Annotated in this window: 23 protein-coding genes and 1 riboswitch; of the genes, 12 read left to right on the plus strand and 11 right to left on the minus strand. The window is 49.8% G+C overall.

Translation table 11 applies throughout. The annotated features are described in order from the left end of the window. Positions 1–17 precede the first annotated feature (17 nt). From argS to ACOZB4_RS32640, 5 genes are all read right to left on the minus strand, one after another. Positions 18–1,697 carry an arginine--tRNA ligase gene (gene argS, locus ACOZB4_RS32620; RefSeq protein WP_379415957.1) on the minus strand — a complete coding sequence of 560 codons (1,680 nt, stop codon included), beginning with the start codon at positions 1,695–1,697 and terminating at the stop codon, positions 18–20. Next, positions 1,694–2,119 carry a DUF1934 domain-containing protein gene (locus tag ACOZB4_RS32625; protein ID WP_379415960.1) on the minus strand — a complete coding sequence of 142 codons (426 nt, stop codon included), beginning with the start codon at positions 2,117–2,119 and terminating at the stop codon, positions 1,694–1,696. Before ACOZB4_RS32625 ends, argS begins: the two co-directional genes overlap by 4 nt. 348 nt (positions 2,120–2,467) lie before the next feature. After that, positions 2,468–3,139, minus strand: a complete 672-nt coding sequence (locus ACOZB4_RS32630; RefSeq protein WP_339269283.1) for a GNAT family N-acetyltransferase — start codon at positions 3,137–3,139, stop codon at positions 2,468–2,470. An 84-nt stretch (positions 3,140–3,223) separates the two neighbouring features. Next, positions 3,224–3,895 (minus strand): GNAT family N-acetyltransferase, encoded by a 672-nt coding sequence (locus tag ACOZB4_RS32635; protein WP_379415963.1) that lies wholly within the window; start codon positions 3,893–3,895, stop codon positions 3,224–3,226. Between the two features lie 50 nt (positions 3,896–3,945). Next, positions 3,946–4,803 (minus strand): carbon-nitrogen hydrolase family protein, encoded by an 858-nt coding sequence (locus ACOZB4_RS32640; RefSeq protein ID WP_379415964.1) that lies wholly within the window; start codon positions 4,801–4,803, stop codon positions 3,946–3,948. A 337-nt stretch (positions 4,804–5,140) separates the two neighbouring features. Here ACOZB4_RS32640 and ACOZB4_RS32645 point away from each other — a divergent pair, with 337 nt between their 5' ends. Beyond that, positions 5,141–5,665 carry a phosphatase PAP2 family protein gene (locus tag ACOZB4_RS32645; RefSeq protein ID WP_071221142.1) on the plus strand — a complete coding sequence of 175 codons (525 nt, stop codon included), beginning with the start codon at positions 5,141–5,143 and terminating at the stop codon, positions 5,663–5,665. Positions 5,666–5,820: 155 nt separating this feature from the next. Then, positions 5,821–7,890 carry a serine hydrolase domain-containing protein gene (locus tag ACOZB4_RS32650; RefSeq protein ID WP_379415968.1) on the plus strand — a complete coding sequence of 690 codons (2,070 nt, stop codon included), beginning with the start codon at positions 5,821–5,823 and terminating at the stop codon, positions 7,888–7,890. Between the two features lie 99 nt (positions 7,891–7,989). Here the strand turns inward: ACOZB4_RS32650 and ACOZB4_RS32655 are convergent, their stop codons facing one another. From ACOZB4_RS32655 to speE, 3 genes are all read right to left on the minus strand, one after another. Further along, positions 7,990–8,469, minus strand: a complete 480-nt coding sequence (locus ACOZB4_RS32655; protein WP_379415970.1) for an SRPBCC family protein — start codon at positions 8,467–8,469, stop codon at positions 7,990–7,992. A gap of 517 nt (positions 8,470–8,986) precedes the next feature. After that, the gene (gene speB, locus ACOZB4_RS32660; protein WP_379415973.1) at positions 8,987–9,856 is read right to left on the minus strand and encodes an agmatinase; all 870 of its coding nucleotides are present in this window, start codon (positions 9,854–9,856) and stop codon (positions 8,987–8,989) included. A gap of 17 nt (positions 9,857–9,873) precedes the next feature. Beyond that, positions 9,874–10,701, minus strand: a complete 828-nt coding sequence (gene speE / locus ACOZB4_RS32665; RefSeq protein WP_076326380.1) for a polyamine aminopropyltransferase — start codon at positions 10,699–10,701, stop codon at positions 9,874–9,876. A 335-nt stretch (positions 10,702–11,036) separates the two neighbouring features. Between speE and ACOZB4_RS32670 the strand changes: the two genes are divergently transcribed. Then, positions 11,037–13,097 carry a transglycosylase domain-containing protein gene (locus ACOZB4_RS32670; protein ID WP_422759728.1) on the plus strand — a complete coding sequence of 687 codons (2,061 nt, stop codon included), beginning with the start codon at positions 11,037–11,039 and terminating at the stop codon, positions 13,095–13,097. Positions 13,098–13,210: 113 nt separating this feature from the next. Here the strand turns inward: ACOZB4_RS32670 and ACOZB4_RS32675 are convergent, their stop codons facing one another. Next, positions 13,211–14,092: a hypothetical protein gene (locus ACOZB4_RS32675; RefSeq protein WP_076326379.1), complete on the minus strand. Its 882-nt coding sequence runs from the start codon at positions 14,090–14,092 to the stop codon at positions 13,211–13,213. A gap of 410 nt (positions 14,093–14,502) precedes the next feature. On the opposite strand from ACOZB4_RS32675, the gene ACOZB4_RS32680 reads away from it, so the two are divergent. From ACOZB4_RS32680 to ACOZB4_RS32690, 3 genes are all read left to right on the plus strand, one after another. After that, positions 14,503–14,886 (plus strand): ArsR/SmtB family transcription factor, encoded by a 384-nt coding sequence (locus tag ACOZB4_RS32680; RefSeq protein WP_076326378.1) that lies wholly within the window; start codon positions 14,503–14,505, stop codon positions 14,884–14,886. Further along, positions 14,887–17,148, plus strand: coding sequence for a heavy metal translocating P-type ATPase (locus ACOZB4_RS32685; protein ID WP_379415979.1), 2,262 nt, complete (start codon positions 14,887–14,889; stop codon positions 17,146–17,148). It abuts the gene before it with no gap. A 184-nt stretch (positions 17,149–17,332) separates the two neighbouring features. Further along, positions 17,333–18,502: a copper amine oxidase N-terminal domain-containing protein gene (locus tag ACOZB4_RS32690; RefSeq protein WP_379415981.1), complete on the plus strand. Its 1,170-nt coding sequence runs from the start codon at positions 17,333–17,335 to the stop codon at positions 18,500–18,502. A 96-nt stretch (positions 18,503–18,598) separates the two neighbouring features. On the opposite strand, the gene ACOZB4_RS32695 is transcribed toward ACOZB4_RS32690, so the two are convergent. Further along, positions 18,599–19,117 carry a YwhD family protein gene (locus ACOZB4_RS32695; RefSeq protein WP_076326375.1) on the minus strand — a complete coding sequence of 173 codons (519 nt, stop codon included), beginning with the start codon at positions 19,115–19,117 and terminating at the stop codon, positions 18,599–18,601. 148 nt (positions 19,118–19,265) lie between these two features. Between ACOZB4_RS32695 and ACOZB4_RS32700 the strand changes: the two genes are divergently transcribed. The 6 genes from ACOZB4_RS32700 to ACOZB4_RS32725 all read left to right on the plus strand — a co-directional run bounded on the left by ACOZB4_RS32700 (position 19,266) and on the right by ACOZB4_RS32725 (position 25,133). Continuing rightward, positions 19,266–21,257, plus strand: coding sequence for a M1 family metallopeptidase (locus ACOZB4_RS32700; protein WP_379415984.1), 1,992 nt, complete (start codon positions 19,266–19,268; stop codon positions 21,255–21,257). Positions 21,258–21,268: 11 nt separating this feature from the next. Beyond that, positions 21,269–22,096: a hypothetical protein gene (locus ACOZB4_RS32705; protein WP_379415986.1), complete on the plus strand. Its 828-nt coding sequence runs from the start codon at positions 21,269–21,271 to the stop codon at positions 22,094–22,096. Between the two features lie 349 nt (positions 22,097–22,445). Continuing rightward, a riboswitch (cyclic di-AMP (ydaO/yuaA leader) is annotated at positions 22,446–22,586 on the plus strand. Between the two features lie 4 nt (positions 22,587–22,590). Then, on the plus strand, positions 22,591–23,064 hold the full coding sequence (locus ACOZB4_RS32710) for a C40 family peptidase (protein WP_076326372.1): 474 nt from the start codon (positions 22,591–22,593) through the stop codon (positions 23,062–23,064). A 438-nt stretch (positions 23,065–23,502) separates the two neighbouring features. Further along, positions 23,503–23,976 carry a C40 family peptidase gene (locus ACOZB4_RS32715; protein WP_379416017.1) on the plus strand — a complete coding sequence of 158 codons (474 nt, stop codon included), beginning with the start codon at positions 23,503–23,505 and terminating at the stop codon, positions 23,974–23,976. A 138-nt stretch (positions 23,977–24,114) separates the two neighbouring features. Beyond that, positions 24,115–24,615 carry a GNAT family N-acetyltransferase gene (locus ACOZB4_RS32720; protein WP_379415990.1) on the plus strand — a complete coding sequence of 167 codons (501 nt, stop codon included), beginning with the start codon at positions 24,115–24,117 and terminating at the stop codon, positions 24,613–24,615. A 161-nt stretch (positions 24,616–24,776) separates the two neighbouring features. Then, on the plus strand, positions 24,777–25,133 hold the full coding sequence (locus ACOZB4_RS32725; protein WP_076326397.1) for a c-type cytochrome: 357 nt from the start codon (positions 24,777–24,779) through the stop codon (positions 25,131–25,133). A gap of 100 nt (positions 25,134–25,233) precedes the next feature. On the opposite strand, the gene ACOZB4_RS32730 is transcribed toward ACOZB4_RS32725, so the two are convergent. Continuing rightward, complete coding sequence (locus ACOZB4_RS32730; RefSeq protein WP_098741259.1) at positions 25,234–25,548, minus strand: 4a-hydroxytetrahydrobiopterin dehydratase; 315 nt, start codon at positions 25,546–25,548, stop codon at positions 25,234–25,236. Positions 25,549–25,625: the final 77 nt, after the last annotated feature.

Below are 25,625 nucleotides of genomic sequence, written 5' to 3' on the forward strand. Positions count from 1 at the left end.
ATTAAAGCAAAAATCCATTACATCCGTTCCGGCGCCGATACGCCCATCAAGCGAAGCACGTTAGCGATGACCCTACGAACAGCTCGAAGCAAAGCCAGGCGAGCCTGCGTTTGATCCGCATCCTCCGTAATCACGCGCTCGGCTCGATAGTAGCTGTGGAACAAGGAAGCCAGCTCATACACATACCGAATGAGTCGGTGCGGAGCATAGTTCTCAGCAGCAAGCGACACTTCCTGCGGGAGCTCTCCTATTTTGCGCAAAATGTCGTACTCATGCTCGGTTGTAAGAACGCTCAGGTTCACTTCGGATAGCGGCAGGAGATTAACGCCTTGCTCCTCCGCTTGGCGGAATACGCTGCAAATACGTGCGTGGGCATACTGAACATAGAAGACCGGATTCTCATTGGACGTAGACACCGCCAGATCCATATCGAAATCCAGGTGCGAGTCCATGCTGCGCATGGTGAAGAAATAGCGGATTGCGTCCACGCCGACTTCATCCATCAGATCTTCCATCGTGACCGCTTTACCGGTACGCTTGGACATCTTCACTTTCTCGCCATCCTGGAACAGACTGACCATCTGGGCGATCAATACAATCAGTTTGTCTGGATCATTGCCGAGTGCCTCCATAGCAGCCCTCATCCGTGGAATATAACCATGGTGATCGGCTCCCCAAATATTAAGAATCTTGTCATAGCCGCGCTCGTATTTATTGCGGTGGTATGCAATATCCGGCGTCAGGTAAGTATAGGTTCCGTCATTCTTCACGAGGACGCGGTCTTTGTCGTCCCCATAGTCAGTTGTACGAAGCCAGGTTGCCCCATCCTTCTCATACGCTTCGCCCTTTGATTTCAGCTCTTCCAGGGATTTCTCCACAAGTCCATTCTCGTACAGGGATGTCTCACTAAACCATTCGTCAAAATGAACGCGGAATCGATTCAAATCGCGTTTGATTTTATCCAGTTCCTTCTCAAGTCCGAACTGACGAAGGAATGCCGTTCTCTCGCCTGGATCCATGGACAGCAAAGATTCGCCCTTCTCAGCTACAAGCTCTTTGGCAAACCCTTTGATATCTTCGCCGTGGTATCCATCTTCCGGCATTTCGGCATCCTGGCCGAGCTCCTGCAAATAACGGGCTTCGAGGGATTTAATCAGGTTCACCACTTGGTTGCCAGCATCATTGATATAGTATTCGCGTGTAACCTCGTATCCTGCAAAATCAAGCACATTGCATAGGGCATCGCCTACCGCTGCTCCGCGGGCATGTCCCAGGTGCAGACTTCCGGTGGGATTGGCGCTGACAAACTCCATCTGAACCTTTTGCCCCTCGCCCGTAGCAATCCGTCCGTAGTTGTCACCCTGTTCTTCTACCAATGCAACGATCGGATAGAGGTATCCCTTGTCCAAGGTAAAGTTAATGAATCCAGGTCCGGCTATTTCCGCTTTTTCAATCGAAGCTTTCTCCATGTCCAAATGTTCCAAGATAGCCTCCGCAATTTGCCGCGGGTTCTTCTTGGCGATTCGTGTCAACTGCATCGCTACGTTCGTAGCCAAGTCGCCATGCGACTTATCCTTGGGAACTTCCAGCGTTATGCCCGGCAATTCCTCACGGGAAACCAGTCCTGCAGCAACGGCAGCGTCAGCCACCGCTTCTGCAACCAGCCCGTTAATGTGATCTAATGGATTCATTGTCATGATTCATGTGCCTCCTGAATAGTCAAACTAATAGAAAAGTGTCCCGATAACTCGCCCGACACATATAAATCGTACGCCCAAGCCGCTTGTCCGGACACGCCTTCAAGCGCTAGCTCCAGACGCTGCGTGTACGTAGAGAGATTAAATGAAGTGAACGGGGAGCGGTAATACCCCGGCAATCGCTGGCCTAACCGAAACGACTGCTCGGACTCCACCTCGCCGTGACGAATCAATTTCAGCTCGTCCTCCGTCAGCTTAAGCATCGCCCGGGTCTCCCCTTGATGCGGTCCAAGCACTGGTTCTGTATAGCGAACATACAGGACATTCCCTTTAATAAACGCCTCCGCCGGAAGCTCCTGTATCGTATTCTCCCCTTCGTGAAGGCTTTGAAGACGGATGCTCACTTGTTTTCGGTCGTTCATGTACGTTCCTCTTTTCCTTACCTATTGTATTACTATATCCAGTATAGCCTTGCAATTCAAATGAGGATTTTAGCAAATGTGAAGAAAAAGTCTATCCACGTGCTTACACGGAAGACCGACCTCATCTTCAATCCCCGTATTTCTCGGCCCATTGCTTGTGCCATTCACTATAACTTACTTCTGTGATTACCTTGCCAAAATAAGCTGATGGATCATGGCTCTGCACACTCCATGTTTGAATATAAGGGTCATTCTACGATCAGAATATCAAAATATCACATGCTGTGGGCGTAACCCGACAAGAATATGCCTGATTCGTAACGAATCAGGCATGCGCTATCGTATAAGTTACAGCGGGAGCAGGGATACCTTCTCCTGCGTTTCCAGCTTGGCCACCATGTCGTTCCAGGCCTGTGGTTTCTCAGGCAGCACCGAATAGTAACGTTTCAGGAAGTTCACGATCAGCTCTGCAGGCAATTCATTGACAGTATCATCACCCGGCATGAAGCAGAAGTCGAGCCCGCTCACCGCTTCGCCATCATTATTCCAGGATGGGTGAACGTAGGCGATATCCGTGCGTTTGTAGCCAAGATGCGACAGCACCTCGCGGCGAACGAACGGATCCATCGGTTTTACCCCGCCGAATGCATAGTCCTGTACCCGATATGGATCGTAGATCTCGGCAAACATGCCGAACAACGCTTTGCCGTTTGCGGCCGCCAGCTCATTCAGATCCTTCAAGCGATGCTGTGCCAGGAATCGGCCAATACCAAGCCCTTCGCGCCCGATAATGGTAAAATCGGTCATCGCTACATTCCAATCCTCGTAATAGCGGTATTCCGTCGTACCCACCACTTCGTCCTCATGCAGGGCAACAAACACCCGAATACCCGGATCCTCCAGCGGTTCTTTCCATAGGCTGAATTCCAGCACCTCTTCCGGAGGGAACACGTCCTTCATCAGATTGTGCATTTTGCGGAACAAAGGATCGTCGATGCTTGTAATACGGATATATTCCATCAAATAAAAGCCTCCTTATATATGTAATAAAAAAATCCATCTTTATATATGAAGTCCATTCATTATCGTTCAAGCGAAACTTCTTCATCCTCTAAACGGATTCTTCCATTCCATCAGAGCCCCATAATTGCAGGATTCCTCATCCTCCAAATACTCCGCTGCCACCCCGACGGGCGTCCGGCCGCAACGCAGCAGGAAGGTAATCACCGGATCCTTGAGATCTCCTCGGACAACAGCGTCCAGATACTCCACAGCCGACATTTCATGGGCATGCCGATGATAGCCGGGCATCCGTCCGCCGCCAAGCAGTCGGTCCAGTCCCCGATTCACCGTCACATGATACAGCGACTGAATCAGCCATTTGCCGAGTCCAAGCTTACGGAAGCGCGGCCTGACACAAATGTCGGCAATGTATAGCGTATTCCCGTCCGGCTTATGGGTCCGGATATACCCGTTATCCGTGGTCTCCGCCCAGGAGTGCGCAGGCTCCCATGGATCGTAATCCACAATGAGCGAGGTAATCGACCCAGCGAGCATCCCGCCCACTTCAACGCACAGAGCGCCCTCAGGGAATAAGGTGACGTGCTGATTCAGCTGCTCCTTGTTCCACCACTGCTCCGGCGGATATGGGGGCGGGAACGTCTCGGATTGAATGAAGATCAGCTCGTCAAAATCCGCTTCCGTGTAGCTTCGAATGACAACCGGCACCGGCCGAGCGTCGTCAAATACATAAAACTGTTGATGAAACCCGGCCATTTCCTCTGCACCGCCTTTGTCCTATTTTCCTCACGTGCTGATAAACGGGCTTATTCCCAATCCGGATACAAATCCGTGCGGCGATCGCGCCATGTCGTGACGGATCCCTTCTCGCGCACTTGATACAATAAATCCAGATCAAGATCGGCGGTAATGATCATGTCGTTGTTCAGCTCTCCCTCGGCCAGCAGGCCCTGCGGAGGAAACGGGATATCGTTCGGGGTAATGATGGCCGCCTGTCCGAAGTTGGCACGCATCAGATCCACGGTTGGTAGCGAGCCAACGGTACCGGTCAGCACCACATAGATTTGATTCTCAATGGCGCGTGCATGGCTGGTGTAACGCACGCGGTGGAATCCGTGACGATCATCCGTACAGGACGGACAGAAAATGACGTCAGCCCCTCTAGCCTTGGCCATGCGCACAATCTCAGGGAATTCGATGTCATAGCAGGTCAGCATCGCAATGGTGCCTTTTTCCGTCTCGAACACTTCGAGTCCTTCACCCGCTCCCATATTCCATCCGCTAATCTCCGAAGGCGTGATATGGATCTTGGCTTGCTCCGCAATGCGGCCGTCCGGATAGAACAGATGCGCTACATTGTACAGCTTCCCTTCCCGGCGAATGACGTGCGTCCCGCCAATGATATGCATGTTATATAGCTTCGCAAAGCCTTGAAACAGCTCGCGGTAACGGTCTGTGAAATCCGGAAGATCATTGATCGTCAATGCCTTGCCCTGATCATCCCCGATGGACATCAGTTGGGTTGTGAAAAATTCCGGAAACAGCACAAAATCGACTTCAAATTCCTCCGCCGTCCGGATATAATGCTCCGACTGACGGGCAAAATCGTCAAAGGATTGAATGGTGTGCAGATGATATTGCACGGCAGAAACGCGAAATTTCATGCTTCTCCTCCTTAGGCATGGTTAGATGCTTTCATTATATCGGATTCCGGGCTTCGAGAACATGGGGACATGAAGTCATCATCCCTGGGAAACCATAATCTTGTGAAGCGTGCTTACAACACACACGGCTATCATCAAACCCACCTGCGACAAAGAAAGTTCAATTTATGAAAAAATACATGTCATTCATACCCACGCTTAACAATTCTCCTGTATACTGTCGTATGTAAGCCTCTTGTCTACACTATGAATCTCGGCCCTTACAAGCATATATTGCAGCCTATTTAACTTTGGGCTGACTGCTTACAAAATTATAATGTGAGGTGTTCTGTTCACAATGATTACTCGTTCGATGGATTGGCTTCAGCAACATGACCACCTTATCTTCCGCTGGTTAAACCGCAAGATCAGCAACAAAACGGTGGATTCGATGCTCGCGCTGGTCACCCATATGGGGGGTGCTATCTTTACCATTGTGCTGACACTTTCGATAGCGTTTTTTGCACCTGAGCCATGGAATACGATGGGGTGGCAGAGTTTTATTGCACTTTCCCTCAGCTTCCTGATTACGGCCCTCATCAAAAGGAAGATGCGGCGCATCCGACCCTATCTGGCACTTGAAAAGGTACGGTTCGAAAAAAAACCGATGAAGGACCATTCGTTTCCTTCCGGACACTCGACGGCCATCTTTTCCATTATCACGCCTTTTCTGTTTATAACACCCTGGCTGTCATTGCTCTTGATCCTGCTGGCCCTTACGGTTAGCCTGTCACGCATTTATCTTGGCTTCCATTACCCTTCGGATTGTTTGGCAGGCTGTTTCGTCGGAACCACCTCGGCACTGCTTATCGTGCTCAGTTAAAAAACAGGTATCCCCACATGGCTTTACGGCTTTGGATGGGATGCCTGTTTTTTTGTTCCTCCCCGCACTTGTAAATTTTCCGAAAAAAGATTGAACCATTCGGGCTGGTAAATCGTACTAACTAAGTACATTCATAATAAGGAGGTATTTATTCATTGAAGAAAAGACTATCACGGATGCTCGTAACCCTTCTCGCAGTCACACTGGTTCTTCCTGCTGGGGTAATGGCAGCAGATAACAGCCAAGTTGCCGCTGGAGGAGGCCTTCAGAAAACCGCCGCAGAGAAAGCCAAGCTGCTCACCGAGACTTATGGTACGACAAGTGTTCAATATGCCCTTATCGACAACGGAGTGATTACCGTGTCCGGTCAAGCGGGCGTCAATGATATCCAAGGAAAGAAACCGCTGACCAAGGATACGATGTATGGCATCGGCTCCACGAGTAAAGTGTTCACCGCCGCTGCGGTCATGAAATTGGTGGATGAGGGGAAAATCAACCTGGATACGCCTCTGGTTCAGTACATACCCGAATTCACGATGAAAGACGAACGCTACAAAAAAATTACGCCGCGCATGCTGATCAACCATTCCTCCGGACTGCAGGGTTCCAGCCTGAACAATGCATTTTTGTTCGAAGATAATGACCCTCATGCACATGACACGCTGCTCAAGCAGCTGTCTACCCAAAACCTAAAAGCGGACCCGGGTGCGTTCTCCGTTTATTGTAATGATGGATTCACGCTGGCCGAGATACTGGTAGAGAAAGTGAGCGGCAAGGAGTTTACCGCATTCATTCATCAATCTTTTACCGAGCCGTTAGATTTGGACCACACGAAGACATCCCAAGATACGTTGGAGTTAAGCCAAATGGCAGGTCTGTATTATCCTACTCACCAAGGACAGCTTCCTAACGAGACGGTCAATGTGATCGGAACCGGCGGCATCTATTCTACGGCTGAAGACTTGGTGCAGTTTGCGCAGATCTTCACCGGGGAAGCCGAAGGCATTCTTTCCGACAAATCCGTCAAAGCCATGGAGCAGGAAGAATATAAAAAGGGTCTGTGGCCCGAAGATGCTGATAACTCGTTCGATTACGGGCTTGGCTGGGACAGCGTAAGACTATTCCCGTTCAATCAATATGACATGAAGGCCGTAACCAAAGGTGGAGACACCATCCTGTATCACGCTTCGCTCGTTGTTCTTCCGGAGCAGAATATGGCTGCCGCTGTATTATCTTCCGGTGGTTCCAGCTCAACCAACCAATTGTTGGCTAATGAGATTTTGCTGAATGCTCTTAAGGAGAAAGGCACGATCAAGGAACTCAAGCCGGAAAAATCCTTCGGCAAACCGGTAAAGGCTGATATGCCAAGCGACATCACCAAATATGCCGGTTATTATGGCGTGACGAATCAGCAAATGAAAGTCGACCTCAAGGACGGCGAACTGTCCATTACCGTTCCCATGATTCCGGATTATCCTGCGGAGAAATATGTGTACACCGCGGATGGAACATTTGTCAGCGCGGATGGCAGCACGAAGGTCAGCTTTGTCAAAGAAAAGAATGACCGCATCTACCTATGGGTAAGACAATATGTTTCGATCCCTGGACTTGGACAAATGGCCTTATCGCATTATTCCGCCGAGAAACTGGAAGCAAACCCCTTGTCCAAGGAGACCGCTGCCGCTTGGGCCAAGCGCGAAGGTGAAACGTTCTATCCGTTGAACGAGAAATTCACATCGCTGATGTACTTCATCACGAAACCGACGGTAGAGATTAACAGCAAGAGCGGTCTGGAAGGCTATATGATCGACAAAAAGATCATCGACTCGGACACCGCGGTAAGCCAGCATCAGATTCCGGCTATGGGTGGCCGGGATACGTCCGAATTCCGCTTCTATAAGGAAAAAGGCGTAGAATATCTCGAAGGGGCAGGAGCCCTGTTTGTGAGTGGTAAGGACGTTAAGCCGCTTTATAAAGGAAAAAAATCAACCGTCACCCTGCAAGCCGATGGTTATGCCAAATGGTACACCGTCCCTAAACAAGCTGCAGGCAAAACCATGACCGTCACCCTGCCAGCACAAGGCGCATTCGCCGTGTATGACGAAAAAGGCGCCGTTGTGAACTACAGCATCGTCAGCGGCAGTAATGAAGTGAAGCTCCCAGCCAATGGAGCTGTCGTATTTGCCGGTGCCCCAAGCTCCGCATTCGGTATCACCCTGAAATAACACGAAAGCAAGCAACCCGATTAGCCGCTAGGCTTACGTAGGGTTGCTTGCTTTTTTTACTGCCAAGGGACGTTGTGAGGCGCGGCAGCCTGTCCGCTATCATTCAGTAAAGACCGCGAGATTCTCAAGCGTAGAATTCAAGCCCTCTTCGTGATCTTCCTGACGTATGCCCTCAGGAACGTCCTCGCAAACAATCGTCACATCCGTGCCTTCCGCAAGTGCTGTCAACGTCCATGTCATGGTCATCAGGCCCCCGTAAGCGGGGTCTTCCGACTCGAATTCAAAGCACTGCACGATTTTCTTGTTTGGCACCAACGCCAGGAATTTACCTTGGACGATATCCGTACCTTCCGATGATTTACCGAGGTTGACTTGGTCCGTTCCATTATAGGTGAGTACCATTCGATAAGTCCCGCCTTCACAGGCATCAAAGGTGTCGATCTGACCTGACATCCCCTCTGGCGGAAGCCACGATACCCAGGCCTTGGGGTCAGTAAATGCCTGATATATGGTTTGTGGCGATGCCTTAATCATTCTCGAGGCAGAGTCAATCCTCTTCTTATTGGACCAATCTCCCATTTATGTTAACCTCCTTATTGGCGTCATCAAAATCCGGGTCAAGCTTTCTTAAGCTTATAACATATGACCACCCATAATTTCTTCTCAATTGCTCAGTTGAAAAAGCAAGCCGACCCCGATAGCCGTAGGCTTAGATAGGGAAGGCTTGCTTTTTCTTCATCAGCCGAGGGGCAAAGCCTCGGCTGCTCATGCACGCAATGCAGGCCCTCGAGCGACCCGCCAGGGAAGCCGTCGAGGGAGCCGCGACCACGCGAAAAAGCAAGCCGACCCCGATAGCCGTAGGCTTAGATAGGGAAGGCTTGCTTTTTCTTCATCAGCCGAGGAGCGAAGCCTCGGCTGAAATATGGACGCTATAGAGGCCACGAGGACGTCCCCGCCAGGGGAGACCGAGCGGTGGCCGGGCACAAGCACAAGCCCCACTCAGATCCTCGTACCAACTCCGAACACCAAAGTTCCGGGTGTCCAGAGGGCAGCGCCCTTGGGGCCCTCCCTGGCAGGGAGGGTTTGGGCGGGTGGACTACTTAACGAATCCCAACAACATCTCACGAATCAACTTCGCAGCTACGATCTGGGTCTGCTCCGAAGGATCATAGATCGGCGCCACTTCCACGAGATCGCAGCCGACCACGTTCACGTCGGAGCCCGCAATGAGGTGCACGGCTTCCAGCAGTTCCTTCGATGTGATGCCGCCTGCTTCTGCAGTACCGGTGCCCGGTGCGGCAGATGGATCAAGCACATCGATATCGATAGTCACGTAGACCGGACGGTTGCCCATGGAAGGCAAGGCTTCCTTAAGAGGGGCCGCCACTTCGAACGGATAAAAGTTAATGTTCTCCCGTCCATATTGGAACTCCTCGCGGGAGCCGGAACGGATACCGAACTGATAAATATTCTTGCCGCCCATAATACCCGCCGCCTTGCGGACCGGTGTGGAGTGGGACAACGGCTCTCCCTCATAATGCTCGCGCAGGTCAGCATGGGCATCGATATGGATCAGAATAAGATCCGGATACTTCTCATACACCTTCTGAATGATCGGCCAGGATACGAGGTGCTCGCCGCCAAGTCCGATCGGGAATTTCCCGTCATCCAGCAGTTTGTATACATAATCGCCAATCACTTCGAGACTGCGGCCCGCATTGCCGAAAGGCAGCATGAGGTCGCCTGCATCGAAATACGTTATGTCTTCAATGCTTTTGTCTAAGTATGGGCTGTACTCCTCCAAGCCTACGGAAGCCTGGCGAATACGAGCTGGGCCAAAACGGGAGCCGGGACGGTAGCTAACCGTGAAATCCATCGGCATACCGTAAATGACAGCTTTGGACCCCTCATAATCCTCAGAACTCAAAATAAATACGTTGCCGGAGTAACCTTGATCCAGTTTCATCAGTTTATCGCTCCTCCTTATTTCACCAGGTCTTCAACAAATTTAGGCAGCACGAATGCGGCTTTGTGCAGGCGAGGCGAATAGTATTTCGTATCCATCTCATCAATCGTGGACTCGTCCACTTCAAGCGGATCATACGTTTTGCTGCCCATGGTGAAGGTCCACAGACCGCTTGGGTAGGTTGGAATGTTCGCTCCATACACTCGGACGATCGGGAAGATTTCCTTCACGTCTTTGTTGACCTGCTGAATCAGGTCCGCTTTAAACCACGGGTTGTCCGTTTGCGCCACGAAAATACCGTCTTCCTTCAGCGCTTCGTAGATCCCTTGGTAGAATCCGCGCTCAAACAATGGAGCGGCCGGGCCCACAGGCTCGGTGGAGTCTACCATAATGACGTCGTATTCGTTCTTATTCTCTATGATGTGCATATATCCATCGTTAACCAGTACTTCGACCTTCGGATCATCCAGCTTGCCGGCGATCTCAGGCAAATACTGCTTCGAATATTCAATAACTTTTCCATCAATTTCAACGAGTACTGCTTTCTCTACGCCCGGATGCTTGATCACTTCGCGAATGACGCCACCGTCTCCTCCGCCGACAACAAGAACCTTCTTCGGATTTGGATGCGTGTTCAGCGCGGGGTGAGCGACCATCTCATGATAGACGAATTCATCCTTAATTGTAGTCATAACCATACCGTCCAGAACGAGCATGCGCCCGAATTCCTCAGTATCGATCATGTCCAGTTGTTGAAACTCCGTCTTCTCATGTACAAAAGTCTCCCGGATTTTAGCCGTGATGCCAAAAGTCGGGGTTTGCTTCTCTGTGTACCATAATTCCATCGTCGTCACTACCTTCTTTCCGCTAGAATAATGTTCAGCCGTCCAGATCCAAGCCGCAAAACTTTATTCGGGGCAGATGCCTTTAGCTTACAGTTTCACACTTTTCCTATTGTACCAAACAAATTAGATTATATTAAATCAAGCCCAAATTGCAACCAAAACTTCCGGCACAAACGAATGGAAGCAGAAACATCATCGCTTTCGATGAATATCCTGCCCTCAGCAGCCCCATACTATATAGAAAAAGAAGGAAACCAAGGGGATTTGAGCATATCTCCATATTTGGCAGCGCAAAAGCCTCGACTCTACAAAAAGGACTGGAAGGAGAACCACTGATGCCGGGACAAAAAAAATCACCCAAGCGCAAACGTCGTTTCGTCCGGCTTGCTACATTTCTGTTCGTACTCCTTGGCATTTCGATCATCGCCGGCGGCATTCTGCTCGCCTATTTATTTATAACGCCACTGCCCGTCGCGGAAACATCCCGCTACTCCCGTCTGCTTGACAGCCAAGGAGATTTAATCGCCACTTTCTCGACCACGGGGCATACATCCGAGCAAGTGAGCTTGAACGATATATCTCCTCATCTGATCCAGGCTACCTTGGCGGTGGAGGACCGGAAATTTTATGATCATCCAGGGTTTGATATGAAGGGCATGGCCCGAGCCGTATTGGTCAACCTGCAGCATATGGATCGCAAACAGGGCGCCAGCACATTAACCCAGCAGCTTGCACGAAACTTATACCTGTCTCATGAAAAAACATGGACTCGCAAACTCAAGGAGGCCAAATTCACCGCCCAGCTTGAGATGAAATATACGAAAGATCAAATACTTGAAATGTACCTCAACGAAATTTATTACGGCCACGGGGCTTACGGTATCGAATCGGCGTCCCTGCTCTACTTCGGCAAACCGGCAAAAAAACTGACTTTGGCCGAAAGCGCGATGCTGGCCGGCATTCCAAAGGGTCCGACGTATTACTCGCCCTACAATCATATGGACAACGCGCTCAAAAGACAGCAGATTGTCCTCAATGCCATGGCGGAGACTGGATTCATTACCGAGACCGAGGCCGATAAAGCCGCCTCGGCCAAGCTCGCCCTGCTTCCTCAGGACCGTCAGGAGAATAAAGTGATTGCCTCCTATTTCCGGGATTATGTCCGGAGCCTCGTCACCAAACAGCTGAACATTACGGATCAGCAGCTCGAACAGGGCGGCCTCAACATCTATACGACCCTGGACCCGCGGGCCCAAAAGGCAGCAGAAGAGGCTGTATCCGAAGGTATGGACAACAAGAGCGAGCTGGAAACGGCGCTCGTGTCCGTCGACCCGCGTAACGGGCACATCAAAGCCATGGTTGGCGGTAAGAACTACCGGGAGAATCAGTACAACCACGCGTTGGCCAAAACAAGGCAGCCCGGGTCGTCATTTAAGCCGATTATGTACTTAACAGCCATTGCATCCAAGGAAATGACGAGCACCAGCGTGTTCAACAGCCAGCCCACTCTGTTTCATTACGATAACAACCGCAAAACGTATCAGCCCAGCAACTTCGGCGATAAATATTTAGGGGAAATTCCCATGCGGGAAGCCATCGCCGCTTCGGATAATATTTATGCCGTGAATACCATCATGAAGATAGGCCCGGATAAAGTAGCCGACATGGCGAAAAAGATGGGCATCACAAGTCCGCTTGCGCCTGTCCCCTCGCTGGCCCTGGGAACCTCACCCGTCAGCCCGCTGGAGATGGCCTCCGCTTATGCTGTTATGGCTAACAACGGCAAACGGGTATCACCTGTCGCCGTACTGAACATCACCGATGCCGCTGGCCGCAGCTTGTATACAGCGCCGGAAGAGTCGGGTGAACAAGTGGTTGAACCTGCTGCAGCTTACGTGATGACTCGCATGATGGAGGGGGTATTCGAGACAGGTGGCACGGGCAACCGCGTCTCTACCCTAATGAAACGGCCGGTTGCCGGGAAGACAGGCACCACCGACTCCGACGCTTGGCTTGTGGGCTATACACCGGAGCTGGCAACGGCGGTTTGGGTTGGATATGATAAAGGGCGGGAAATCAGCAAAGTCGACGGACGGCGGGCAGCGCCGATTTTCGCTCAGTATACGGAGAAAGCGCTGGAGAATGTACCGCCCAAGATTTTTCCGATCCCGGATGAAGTCATCAGCGCTTATGTGGATCCCAAGACCGGGAAGCTCGCAGGCACCGACTGTCCTGGCAAAATTCTGGAGGTCTTCGTTAAGGGTACGGAGCCTACCGAATATTGTGATGAACACGGAAACGGAGAGCCTGCGAAGAAGGCGGACCCTGCAGATGCGGCCGAGAAACAGGAAGAACGTTCCTGGTGGAAAGATTTCAAACGATGGTGGGTTGAGTAACTCGGATCGCGAACCGTCACATCAAAAAAACAGCAAGCTCCTATTACGGGACTTCCCCGCAAGAGGACCTGCTGTTTTTCTCTTTTTCACGATAGGTTATGTAGATGGCTTCATTATAAAACGGTTATATATTCGATCATGGAACTACCCAGAATCACGATCACGAGCATCAGTGCAACATAAACCAGCAGGATCGCATACAACGGATCCAAGCCACCGCCAACCATTCTTCTCTTGTAGCTGGTCATGACGAATAACGGCACGGTCATCACGGTGCTGATGAACGAGAGAAGGATGATAACCTTGGATATATCACCATTCAGGAACAGGAACAGAAAACTAACCACATACAATACGAGGAATATGGGCAGCAAAGCTCCGAATCTTGCCATCACTTCTTTTAGCTTAGCAGTCGGGTTGAAGGACAGCTTGACCGCAGCGAAGGTAAAGGCGTTCAACAAGAATAAGAAAATCGCAGTCCAAATGATAGGCTTTAGGACAAGATCTGCAAATGCCCCCTCAGGCAGCCCTTGCAGTTCATGATGAAGCGCTGCATACAGCGCAAGTGGAAAAAGAACAACATAGAGCACCATGGACACGATCGCATTGAAGAACTGACCGCTCTCCGTTCCGGCAGCTGCGCCAAAGGGATGTCTGAGTCCCTTCAGAAAATAATCCCCGTAGAGCTGCCCGTACAATTTTAAGCTGGTCCAATAAGGATTAGGTTCCTCTTCTTCTTCGGCATGCTGCCGGCCTGCCGCTCGGAACGGAATATCCGGCGGGGTATACACCGGCAGAGCAGATTCGATCTGGCGTGCATGAGGTATCTCCCCTTTACTGCTGGCACTTCGTCTATTCACACTATAGACCTCCGACGTTGCTGCTTGCTCTTTCATGGCGGCAAATACGGGTGAATCCTCGATAATCAGCCTTGCCCCGCATTTCTTGCAATACTTCCCATCTCCCGTTTCATATCGACATATTGGACAAGTCATACTCTGGCCTCCCCTATTATACACATCCGCAAATCGAAGGATAGGTATTAGATAATGTACACATTCGAATCGAAACGTTTGGCCCGTGCAAAGATGTTATGCAGCGCATGAGGTGTCCTGAACCCAGGTATGCTTCTTATGCGAATTTACATCTTTTTGCTAATAGTATAAGTTGGCGTGATATGAAATGGAAGGATTTTCTGAGAAGCGACGTTGCACCTAACCGTTGGTATTGGTTAATACTATAGGACTTGTCGATTCATTCTTGGACTGTGAAATACTTGTGAACAATCAAATATCCGTTTGAATATTGTGTGTAAATCGGGTATATTATGACTAACAATCAAATCAACGTTTGAATATAAAGAATAAAGAGCACTTATTGCTCCTAATCCAAGGAGGTTGTTCCTATGAATGCCCGGACGATGAACGAAGAAGTCTCCCTTGAGCTGTGTGAAACGGAATGTCCTTCAACCGAAAGGGTTGCTTTGTTAAAAGAAACGATCTCCGATGATGATATGATCGGCATGGCAGAAATCTTCAAGGCTTTGGCCGATCCGACGCGGGTCAAGGTAGCCTATATGCTGGACCGTGGCGGCGAGCTATGTGTTTGTGATGTAGCCGAAGTACTCGGAAGTTCAACGGCAACAGCCTCCCATCATCTGCGTACGCTGAAGAACAAAGATATCGCCAAATCGCGGAAAGCCGGAAAGAATGTATACTATTCGCTCAAAGATGACCATATCCGGACACTGCTTCACATGACGCTGGAGCACCAGAAGGAGAAGATGTAGATGAGCACAGACAACCATCAACGTTCCAAATCATCTCCGGAGGCAAGCGGAGAACTTATTGAATACCGGGTACAGGGCCTCTCATGCCCTAACTGTACACGCGAAATGCAGGAAGAGATCCAGAAGCTGGATCATGGAAACAATGCCCGACTTAGTTACAACAGCGGGAAATTGACCCTCTCTCCCCATGTGAATCTAAGCCGGGTAGAGACCATTCTGAAAAGTGACGGTGCGCGCATCGTTCATGCTCCGCAGACAGCCTTATCGGCCGCCGGCGGCGCTGAAGCACAGCCTGCCCATTCATCGCATTCTCACGGATCGGCACAAGGTCATGATCACGAACATAGCCATGGTCATGCTCATGAACACAGTCATGGCGGCGAAGGGAACATGAAATGGCTGCTGTCGATCTCCGCTGTTTTCTATCTCTTAACCTTTCTATTAGAAGGAAAAGTCCCTGAACCGATTGTGATCGCATTATATGCAGGGGCTATGATTTTGAGCGGATATACGACATTTTTGCGCGGACTGCGCAATCTGACCCGCTTCAAATTCAATATGGATACTCTGATGACCGTTGCGCTCGTGGGCGCCGTCATCATCGGGGAATGGCGGGAAGCCACGCTGGTTGCCATTCTATTTGGTCTTAACGAGCTGCTGGAAGGTTACGGCATGAATCGGGCCCGACAATCGATGGAAGCCCTGCTGGCTGCTGCACCGAAAGAAGCCGATCTATGGAAAGATGGTCAAACCCAGCGCGTACCGATCGAGAGTCTCTCTCCCGGAGACGTTGTCCGGGTAAGACCCGGGGAGAAGATTCCTTCGGATGGGGCCATAACCCAAGGAACCGGGGCAGTGAACGAAGCCGCCATTACCGGGGAATCGGTACCTGTTACGAAACGGGAGGGCGATGCTGTATTTGGCGGCAGTGTAAGTACCGATGGCGTTCTCTATATCGCCATATCGAAGGCCTATGAGGATTCCTCCCTGGCCAAGATCATGCATCTTGTACAGGAAGCACAGGACAGTAAGACGCCGACAGAGCTCTTCATCGATAAGTTTGCTAAATACTATACTCCGGCGATTATGATCATCGCGCTGGCGGTTACGCTAATTCCTCCACTGCTGCTGAATCAGCCCTGGATGACCTGGATCTATCAGGGGCTGTCCATCCTCATTGTCGGGTGCCCTTGCTCGCTCGTGCTTTCTTCTCCGATTGCACTGGTCAGCGGGATGACCCGCGCGGCACGCAACGGGATTCTGATCAAAGGCGGGGTCCATCTGGAGCAGCTTGGCCGGCTGGAAGCCATCGCTTTTGACAAGACGGGAACCTTGACCAAAGGCGAGCCTGCCGTGTATGCGGAGACGGTATATGATGAAACCAAATTTTATGCCGTTGTAGGCGCACTTGAGCAATCTTCTCTTCATCCGTTGGCTAAAGCCGTCATGAAGCATCTGGAGATCAAGAATCCGCAGTGCATGTTTAATGAACCTCAACAGATAACGGTATTGCCAGGTGAAGGCATTCGAGCTGAAATTGGTGGGAAACTGTTCTGGGTCGGAAGCGAGGAAGTGTTGAAGCATGTGAATGGCCCACAAGATCATATCAGCGCCGTAGAGGAAGACATTCGGCGTATGAAGGCCCAAGGCTATACGATCGTTGCCGCCGTAAGCGAGGATCGCGTATTAGGTCAGTTCGGCCTTGCCGACGAGATCAGACCGGAGACCGAAGCCGTTGTCCACAAGCTCCATGAGGCCGGTATCACGGATACGGTCATGCTGACAGGCGACCACGAGCAGTCCGCACAGGCGATTGCGAAGCAATCCGGTGTATCTCGGGTATTCGCAAGCCTCCTGCCGGAACAGAAGGTTGCCAAGATTAAGGAGCTCTCTTCACGCAAAAAAACCGGCATGGTTGGTGATGGTATTAACGATGCCCCTGCATTGGCCGCTGCCGATCTGGGTATCGCGATGGGGAAAGGGACTGACAGTGCCATCGAAACGGCCGACGTCGTATTAATGCAGGATCACCTTGGCAAGCTGCCGGGGGCCATCCAAACCGCAAGACGGGTCAATCAGATTATTAAGTGGAATATCGGGCTCTCCTTGTCGCTGAAGGCCATTGCTTTACTGCTTACGATCCCGGGATGGCTGACCCTGTGGATCGCCATCATTTCGGACATGGGGGCAACCATTATCGTTACCTTGTTGGGTCTCACCATTCTGCTTGGCAAGGATCAGGAGCTGAAATCAGGATATTGATATCACCGGAGCTTCGCCCCTTCAGGGCAGCTCCGTTTTTTTAGTTCGCCCTTTGGCGTGCCAGCTCTAATCCTTCGCCATCGCGTATATCCTTTTTTACATGATTTTGTGATGGGGTGAAACATTTTCCATTATTTAGCCGTTTATATAGACGGGAGTGTGAAAACCAGAAGGAGGAAATGATATGAAATCCGTGCAAATCATCAAATTAGCAGGTACCGCATCCATAGCCATGTCTTTATTGCTTACGTCCTCATCGCTCACAACGATTCCTGCCCATGCGGCAGCAGCCTCCACATCACAGAGCAAGGTAACATGGAGCACGCTGGATGTGAAACATAAACCTTATACGAATAAAGGCGTTGTATTCATTCCATTGAAGGAAGTTTCCGAACAGCTGCAGCTACATTTGACTACCCCGGGAAAAAACGAGCTGTACATTAACAGCCCGACACAGTCTGTTCGCATTACCATCGGACAGTCGCGCGCAGTCAATGCCAAAGGGACCGCTCTGAAGCTCGAGGCCGCTCCGGTTGTGAAGAAAGGCGTGACTTATGTTCCAGCCAGTCTGATTACCAAGGCCTTCGGCATCCCTCTGAAGTATGACAGCAAATCCGGACTTAGAACGACCTTTGATGCTTGGTCAAAATACGCCTATGCTTCCAAGGCCAATATGCTGTTCTGGGTAAATCGCGAGAATGGGATGCTGTCCATGGGTAAAGTTGGATCCATGCCAGCCCAAGTTGGCATGATCCCCGTTGAGGAGATCGATCAAGTCAGCTTAAGCGCACATCGTATCAACAGCAATACCTATGTCGTCGACTTGTCCAATTATTACGGCGAACCTCATATTCATGAGGGAAGATATCGGGTGCTCATTCAGGACAACAAAATCCTGAAGCTATCCAAAACCAATCATTCCAATTTTGCCGGAATAAACTACAAACCGGACCAACTCAGTTACAAAGGCAATATTGCCATGATGAACGGCAGTACGCTTGCGCTGGTTCATCCGATGGGTAAAACGGTCAAATCTTATGACCTGGCCGCGCTCACGGGAGTAAAGGATAGTTTTATCGTAGAAGCAATCGAACAGGACTTCCTGCTCGTCCGACCCTACACGAAGGCGACCCTATATATCGTTCATCCGACAGGCAAGACAGCGAAGCTTATCTATCCTGAACTTCTAGATGAGGAAACCATCAAGGTCATTGAGGAAATGCCGCCGAACGAGGTAGGCTTCATTGGTGACGGTTTAACGTATATCGGATATGCCGGTGGCAAGCTGACGTTCCAATACAATAATCCGTTTCTCGGTCAAAAAGAAAAACGGACCTACACCCTTCCATTCTAACCATATGCAATGACAAAAAGACCGGCGGGATTCGTTCACGAATTTGGGCCGGTCTTTCCACTTTAGCATCTAGAATAATCACTTTTATTTATGGTATCATGCCTCGGTTCGAAGGGCTTCCTTGAATTCCTCTGGTGATGCATTCCACCATTCCTCGTTACGTGAAATCAGCAGCTCACGCAGTGCTTTCTTCTCGACGTCGCCAAGGCCATCCAGAATGATCTTGCGCTTCATCGCCGCATCCATTTTATTCACATGATCGGCGAGGATCTTCCAACCACGACGGGCCTCCTGGTCGATCCACATTTCACAGGCGGTCATGCCTGCATAATGCTGTCCTTCGGCGGTACGGTCTACAGCCACCCACACGATCCATACCTGGCGTCCATTCGGCACTTCATCCCGGTTCATGCTGAAACGGATACCCTTCTCCACCTTACTCTTCGCATGCATGGCTCCAATATCCACTCGGGCCTCGCCATTGTCGATAATGACAGGCGACAGACTGTTCAGATCGATGGAGCCTGATCCAAACCCTTTATGCTTACTCTTACTATTAATAATATTCAAAGCAATCGGTTTCTTCGCACCCTGCTTCTGTTCTTCATTCTCCACTGCTGCCGACCTCCTATATCAGAGCCGATTCTTACGTATCAGCTGCTAAATTGATAACCTTTGTCCCAATAATTTTATTTTAACTAATAATCCCCCAAAAGCAAACATATACATGCACTAGATGCTTGTCAACGGGAGGTTGTTCGATATGGTCCCACCACGTGCTAAAGTCTTTCTATCATCCCTGCTTGCCATAGGTTTGCTTGCAGGATCGATGCCGATATTTCTGAATCCAGGGTCCTCAGCGTCTGCTCTTGCCCCAAATGCGGGCAAGCCCTCCGTCTCTGTTGTGGAGAAGGCCCCTCTCTCACCGCCTAAGGTGCAGCCTAATATTCCTGCTCCGGCCTTAAGCGACCGACTAGTGGAATATCATATGGATGTTCGGTACGAGCCTGAGGAGAACAAGTTTAAGGGCAAACAGACGCTCACTTGGACTCATCCAGGCAAAAAAAGCGTAAACGAGCTGTACTTTCATCTGTACCCCAATGCATTTGCTTCCAATGATACGACTTTTATGAAGGAATCGGGTGGCCGGCTTCGTTCCGATCCCATGCCAGACGACGGATTCGGCTCCATGACGATTACCAGCGTGAAAACAACCGAAGGTCTGGCCCTGACCCATCGCCTTCAATTTGTCCAACCTGACGACGGTAACATCAAGGATCACAGCCTTGTCAAGCTCCGATTGCCTAAACCCATCAAGAGCGGCGAGAGTGTCACCATTCACTTGGAGTTTGAGGTCGAGCTCCCCAAAATATTTGCTCGCATGGGTACCACCGAGAATTTTATTATGGCGGGGCAATGGTTTCCTAAAATTTCGGTCTATGAACCGGCTGGTCTTCGCGGAAGAACAGAGGAAGGCTGGAATCTTCATCAATACCATGGCAACTCCGAATTCTATTCTAACTTCGGCATTTATAGCGTTCGCATCAGAGTACCCGAAAATTACATTGTTGCTGCGACTGGATTCCCTACCAAGCCTGCCCAAAAAATTAACGGGGAAAAAATTTATCAGTTCTATGCGGATGATGTGCATGATTTTGCCTGGTCGGCATCGCCGAACTTTGTCACGGCAGAAGAAGCATTCTCCGCACCAGGCGTACCGGGCGTCCGCATCAAGCTGTATCTCGATCCAGCCCATAAAGACTTAAAGGAGCGTTACTTTGATGCTGCCAAGTCGGCACTCGCTTCGTTTGGAAAATGGTACGGAACCTATCCGTATTCCACGTTGTCCATCGTCGTTCCGCCGGAATCGGGCAACGGTGCAGGCGGCATGGAATACCCGACGCTGGTCACGGCCTTCGGGGCCAAAAACGATTCGCCGGGATATGAGCTGGAGCGGACCGTCATTCATGAAATTGCCCATCAATATTTTTACGGAATGATCGCAAGTAACGAATTTGAGGAAGCGTGGCTGGACGAGGCCTTTGCAACCTATGCAGAAGAACGAGTGATGGAAAAAGAATACGGGATTACCTCCAATACGGCGGCTCAGGGAGCATCCATCACTTCCCCTGCACCGCTGAAGATGGAATCCTGGAAATACAGCTCGCACGAAAACTACGCACTGAATGTTTACACGAGGGGCAAGCTGGTGCTGCAAGGCATCGAACGACAGGTCGGTCCGCGGATGATGGAGAAGATTCTTCATACGTACGCCCAGAAATACCGCTTTAAGCACCCGACCACGTCCGACTTCCAGAAAGTTGTAGAGCAAGTAAGCAAAACGTCCTGGCAGCCGTATTTTGACCAATATGTATATGGAAGCCAGATGGCGGACGTTGCCATCGACGTGATCAAAACCAAAAATAAAGGCACGGCGGAACATCCTCGGTATGAATCTACGGTCAAGATAACGAGCAAGGCCGGGGATATAACCGATGTGCCAATCGTGTTCGCCTTTGAGGACGGCAAAACGGTGGAGCGAACCTGGAGCGGCAAGGACCGAAAAGTTACTTACACCCTGGAGTACAGCACTCCGCTCGCCTGGGCCATGGTTGATCCGAAATATTCCATCGTCCTAGAGAATAAACACATCAATAACTATATGAAGGCAGGAATGGATCCGAAGGTGGTTACACGCTGGAATCTCAGTATTACCAAGCTTGTGGAGACGCTGTTCGGCAGCCTGTCATGGTGAGGGGGGAGCACATGAAAAGTTACGCAGGCCAAGGGTGGATCAGTGTTAAAGACCAGCTATACGTCTCGATTCTGCTCTTCTTATACCGTTTGCTGTGGGGATACTGCCTGTACCGACTCGTAAAATCGGCAGTCGTTCCCCTTCTTATGCGATATCCGGATTCTGCCCCTAACGAGCTCAGCCGTCTTTTATTCTTCTACGAGGGCGAGATGAGCCTATCCCTGAGCAGCACGGTCCATACCTACGCATGGCTTCTGGCCGGTTTGCTCTTGATCAGGATGATCTTCACCCCGCTCATTCGGGCCGGCATCTTCTACAACCTTCACCAGGAAGCTAAGGGCGAGCGCGGTTTATTCTTCTTCATTGGCATGCGGAAACTGTGGAAACCCGTAACGCTATTCTATCTGATAGAGCTCATTCTCACCTTTGCGCCCGGTTACTGGATTCTGCCCAAAATCCTTCCGATTCTGCTGAATGGGATTCAAGAGCCTGTTCTGCTGCTTCATGCACTGCCCTATGCAGCTGGGTGGTTCTTGTACGCCTATCTGATCCGCCTGTTATTGCTCTATATGCAATTCGGGCGCACTGGGGGGTTCGGTATGATCAGCTCTATTCTGGCACTCTTCCGTCGCTTGGGCACGGCAGTGCTGTTGTCCATCACCATCGGCGGATCAGCCTGTGTCATTCTGTTGCTCCTGAGCTCGGCTTCGCTCTTCTGGGCCGGGTTGATCGGCTTAATTATACAGCAGGCCTCTTATTTCCTGAATGGACTATTCCAAATTTGGGTAATTTCCACCCAATATCATTTGTGGGGAGATTCCTCCTCACAGCATTCCTAATCGTTACAATTCGTTACCCTGAAATGGTGAATCATGCTCGCGAATAAGCTGTAATCCGAAGTGACACGTTTTTATCTCGAGCTTGGTTTTACAAAGAATAAGCATTCATTTATCCTCTATATTACAAATTTCTGAGCGCCAAATTACAAAAAAACCTGTTTCCCCAAGATGGGGACAGGTTTTTTTGTTTAAAAATGATCTTTCCTCGTTTGCCAAATTGTTAATACTCTGCTAAAATAACGAATATGTTAGTAACAACTTTGTCATCTTTACTGTAACTTTTTTGTTGGAACGATGTAAATTCGTTAACAATGTTGGAACGTCAGACGTCAATGAATGGGTTCATCAACATTTTAAGGAGCCGAATTCCCATAACGATATGGGAAGCGGGGGATCCGTTTTGGGTGAATTGATCTCGCAAGAGAGGGATCATAGGGGACCTTTCAACCGAACCCTTAAGCTAACCTCGCAGGCAATGGAAGGAGCTTTTTGTTTTGAAAAAGAAGTTAACGGCTGTTTCTCTCGGCCTCGCACTCGCACTCACATTAGGGACCGGAAGCGCTTTCGCCGATTCCAAATTAAATACAGCAATCAAACCAGCCATTGGTGTCTCTTATAAAACGGGTGGAACCACAACGAATGGTTTTGACTGCTCCGGATTCACGAGCTATGTTTACAAGAAGCTTGGCCTTAGCCTGCCGCGAACGTCTGCAGCTCAATACAAAGTAGGAACGGCAGTATCCAAGAGCAACCTGAAAGCTGGCGATCTCGTGTTCTTCAACACATCCGGTAGAGGTATCTCTCATGTGGGTATTTATGTTGGGAGCGGCAAATTTGCTCATTCCTCATCTTCGCGTGGTGTCATGATCAGTCCGCTAAGCCAGAGCTATTACGCCAACCGATATGTAGGCGCTAAGAGAATTATGAGTCAGAATACGTACAAATCTGTAGCTGTGAACTACAATTAATGTTGGAACTTTATTGATTTACTCTTATTAAGAAGCCCTGGGTTTATGAGATTGTGCCGATCTCATCCAGCGGCTTTTTTCTTTTGTTGATTGTGTGTATACCTTTATAACGTTTAAGACAACGAAAAAGTTTCCACTTTTCAAAAAAAAATGAATGAAGATATTGAAATGACTTCGTTTGGTTATTCCATCCCCAATACCCTCTTATTCTTTATATACCCTTCTCTCTCTTCATTAAACACCGTTTTGGAAAAATATTGATTTTATCTGACGCTTCGACAGCTAATGCGATTGAAAAATAGCAAAATCCATCAAGAAATAATTGCCAATCCCGCTTGCTGTCTGATAGAATGGACGCAGTAACAACTTTGTCATTAATGTAAGTGCTTTAATACATAGATTGCTATGCCTCGCGGCAGCGAAAAGGAGCTTTCCATGCTGAAGAAAACATTATCAACAGCAGCCCTTAGTATCACACTGCTACTCACTTTGGGCGTTGGCAGCGTGTTTGCTGATAGTGCGCTGGATCAGGAAATCGATAAGGTGCTAGGTACACGATACAGCTACGGCGGTACGACCACGAGCGGATTTGACTGTTCCGGCTTCACCATGTATGTATATGCCAAACTCGGTTTGAAGCTCCCGCATCAATCCGGCTCTCAATTCGACATGGGGACAAGCGTGTCCCGTAAGGATCTACGCGCTGGCGATTTGGTGTTCTTCAACACATCGGGCCAGGGCATCTCCCACGTCGGCATTTATGTCGGCGATGACAAATTTGCCCATGCCTCGACCAACCGCGGCGTGGTTATCAACCGCCTTGCAGAGGAGTACTATGATCAGCGATACGTGGGTGCAAAGCGTATCATGAGCGATGATACGTATGAAGAGTCGGCTGGTGAATCATCCTAAGCTTTAGAGGCTAATCATCCCTATACACACTGCTTGCCCGTTAAAGGAGCCCTTACCTCTCTTTGACGGGCTTTTTGATGCGACTTGGATGTTCGGAAAAGGGTTATCATTCATATATACGATAGGAGGACTTCACCAATGGATGCAACACCGATTTCATTTCACACCGTAGTCATGCGTGAAGAGCACGCAAAGGAAATATGCGCCTGGACCTATCCTCCTCCCTATAATATCTATGGCTTTCTTCCCTGGGAGCAGATGAAAGGGCTTGAGGTCGAGTTTGGCGATCCCGACATTCGCCAGAGGCAGTACATCTCAATTCTGGATGAACGGGAGGCCCTGTGGGGATTTGCCCAGCTGTTTCCGATGCACAAGGTGACACGAATCGGACTTGGCATGCGGCCTGATTGGTGCGGGCGCGGAATGGGTAAACGGTTTATGGAGGCGATTGTTCGGGAAGCCAGGCGGAGGCGGCCTGTCGACGAAATCGACCTTGAGGTGTTGACCTGGAATGAGCGAGCGATCCGCACGTATCAAAAGGCAGGCTTTCATATCACAGATACGTATGAGCGACTTACGCCAACGGGAAATGCCCTTTTCCACTGTATGGTGTATGAGCCGCCGGCTAATGAGGAATAGTAATCTTTGTCTATATGAAAAAGCACAATTTTGTGTACTTTTTATGAAGCCACGCCGGATAGTTGCTTTTTTTGTCACAACTGGCTATGCTGTCTATGAATGTTGGTTTATAATGGAGACAAGTGCAAGAGTGCAGTATACATAGAAGGGACGATATGACGATGCAAAAATGGATCATGAGCGGATTGTTCTTCGTCGCATGTGCGTTGGCTATCGCGCTGATGTTTACGCTCCCAGGTAAGGAACAGGTGGCTCAGGAAGAGAAGCCGACCATGCCGGAAGTGACTCTCGATGCTGCCGCAGCGGAAGCCACAATGAAAGCAAGCTGTATTAGCTGTCACGGCGACCAACTTCAAGGCGGCGCTGGGCCGGCTTTGAATCAAGTAGGCGGACACATGGATGCGGACGCAATCTTCAACGTTGTAACCAAAGGTCGTAAGGGAATGCCTTCCTTTAAAGATCAACTTAAGCCTGAAGAAATCGCAAACATCGCGCTATACCTTGCTGAGAAAAAATAAATCAGCTTATACTCAAAACACGCTTGCACCTGGAGCTCTTCCCGGCGCAAGCGTGTTTTTACATATTCGGGACCTCTGAGGGGACTAACCGTCCCCCCTCCTATTGTGCCGCCTTGCCATCCTTCGAACGACTCTTCTCATAGGCTTCGTTAAACTGCTGCGCTTCCTTAATATCCACAGCCGTAATGCCACCGTCGTCCCAAGAGGTGAGACGAAGTGTAACGACTTTATAATCTATGGTGATGTAGGGGTGATGTCCGAAAGCTTCTGAAATAGCTGCCACTTCATCAACAAAAGCGATTCCCTTCATGAAGGAGGAGAAGGTATACTTCCGTACAATCCATCTCCCTTGTTCAAATTCCCAACCCTCAAGCTTTTCCAGATGAGCCTCTACTTCTTGCTGCGTATAAAGCATCTTTTATCTTCCTCCCCGAAAAAAACCTATCTTAAAGCCGACTTACACGTAATATGGTCTTTCTGTCATCTATTCTA

Origin of the sequence: Paenibacillus sp. NPDC058898 (genome assembly GCF_049316025.1) — a bacterium.
Lineage (GTDB): Bacteria > Bacillota > Bacilli > Paenibacillales > Paenibacillaceae > Paenibacillus_AQ.

Excerpts from the sequence above, each read along its gene's own strand:
- argS (WP_379415957.1), bottom strand. The coding sequence starts at position 1,697 with ATGACAATGAATCCATTAGATCACATTAACGGGCTGGTTGCAGAAGCG.
- ACOZB4_RS32625 (WP_379415960.1), bottom strand. The coding sequence starts at position 2,119 with ATGAACGACCGAAAACAAGTGAGCATCCGTCTTCAAAGCCTTCACGAA.
- ACOZB4_RS32630 (WP_339269283.1), bottom strand. The coding sequence starts at position 3,139 with ATGGAATATATCCGTATTACAAGCATCGACGATCCTTTGTTCCGCAAA.
- ACOZB4_RS32635 (WP_379415963.1), bottom strand. The coding sequence starts at position 3,895 with ATGGCCGGGTTTCATCAACAGTTTTATGTATTTGACGACGCTCGGCCG.
- ACOZB4_RS32640 (WP_379415964.1), bottom strand. The coding sequence starts at position 4,803 with ATGAAATTTCGCGTTTCTGCCGTGCAATATCATCTGCACACCATTCAA.
- ACOZB4_RS32645 (WP_071221142.1), top strand. The coding sequence starts at position 5,141 with ATGATTACTCGTTCGATGGATTGGCTTCAGCAACATGACCACCTTATC.
- ACOZB4_RS32655 (WP_379415970.1), bottom strand. The coding sequence starts at position 8,469 with ATGGGAGATTGGTCCAATAAGAAGAGGATTGACTCTGCCTCGAGAATG.
- speB (WP_379415973.1), bottom strand. The coding sequence starts at position 9,856 with ATGAAACTGGATCAAGGTTACTCCGGCAACGTATTTATTTTGAGTTCT.
- speE (WP_076326380.1), bottom strand. The coding sequence starts at position 10,701 with ATGGAATTATGGTACACAGAGAAGCAAACCCCGACTTTTGGCATCACG.
- ACOZB4_RS32670 (WP_422759728.1), top strand. The coding sequence starts at position 11,037 with ATGCCGGGACAAAAAAAATCACCCAAGCGCAAACGTCGTTTCGTCCGG.
- ACOZB4_RS32675 (WP_076326379.1), bottom strand. The coding sequence starts at position 14,092 with ATGACTTGTCCAATATGTCGATATGAAACGGGAGATGGGAAGTATTGC.
- ACOZB4_RS32680 (WP_076326378.1), top strand. The coding sequence starts at position 14,503 with ATGAATGCCCGGACGATGAACGAAGAAGTCTCCCTTGAGCTGTGTGAA.
- ACOZB4_RS32685 (WP_379415979.1), top strand. The coding sequence starts at position 14,887 with ATGAGCACAGACAACCATCAACGTTCCAAATCATCTCCGGAGGCAAGC.
- ACOZB4_RS32690 (WP_379415981.1), top strand. The coding sequence starts at position 17,333 with ATGAAATCCGTGCAAATCATCAAATTAGCAGGTACCGCATCCATAGCC.
- ACOZB4_RS32700 (WP_379415984.1), top strand. The coding sequence starts at position 19,266 with ATGGTCCCACCACGTGCTAAAGTCTTTCTATCATCCCTGCTTGCCATA.
- ACOZB4_RS32705 (WP_379415986.1), top strand. The coding sequence starts at position 21,269 with ATGAAAAGTTACGCAGGCCAAGGGTGGATCAGTGTTAAAGACCAGCTA.
- ACOZB4_RS32720 (WP_379415990.1), top strand. The coding sequence starts at position 24,115 with ATGGATGCAACACCGATTTCATTTCACACCGTAGTCATGCGTGAAGAG.
- ACOZB4_RS32725 (WP_076326397.1), top strand. The coding sequence starts at position 24,777 with ATGCAAAAATGGATCATGAGCGGATTGTTCTTCGTCGCATGTGCGTTG.
- ACOZB4_RS32730 (WP_098741259.1), bottom strand. The coding sequence starts at position 25,548 with ATGCTTTATACGCAGCAAGAAGTAGAGGCTCATCTGGAAAAGCTTGAG.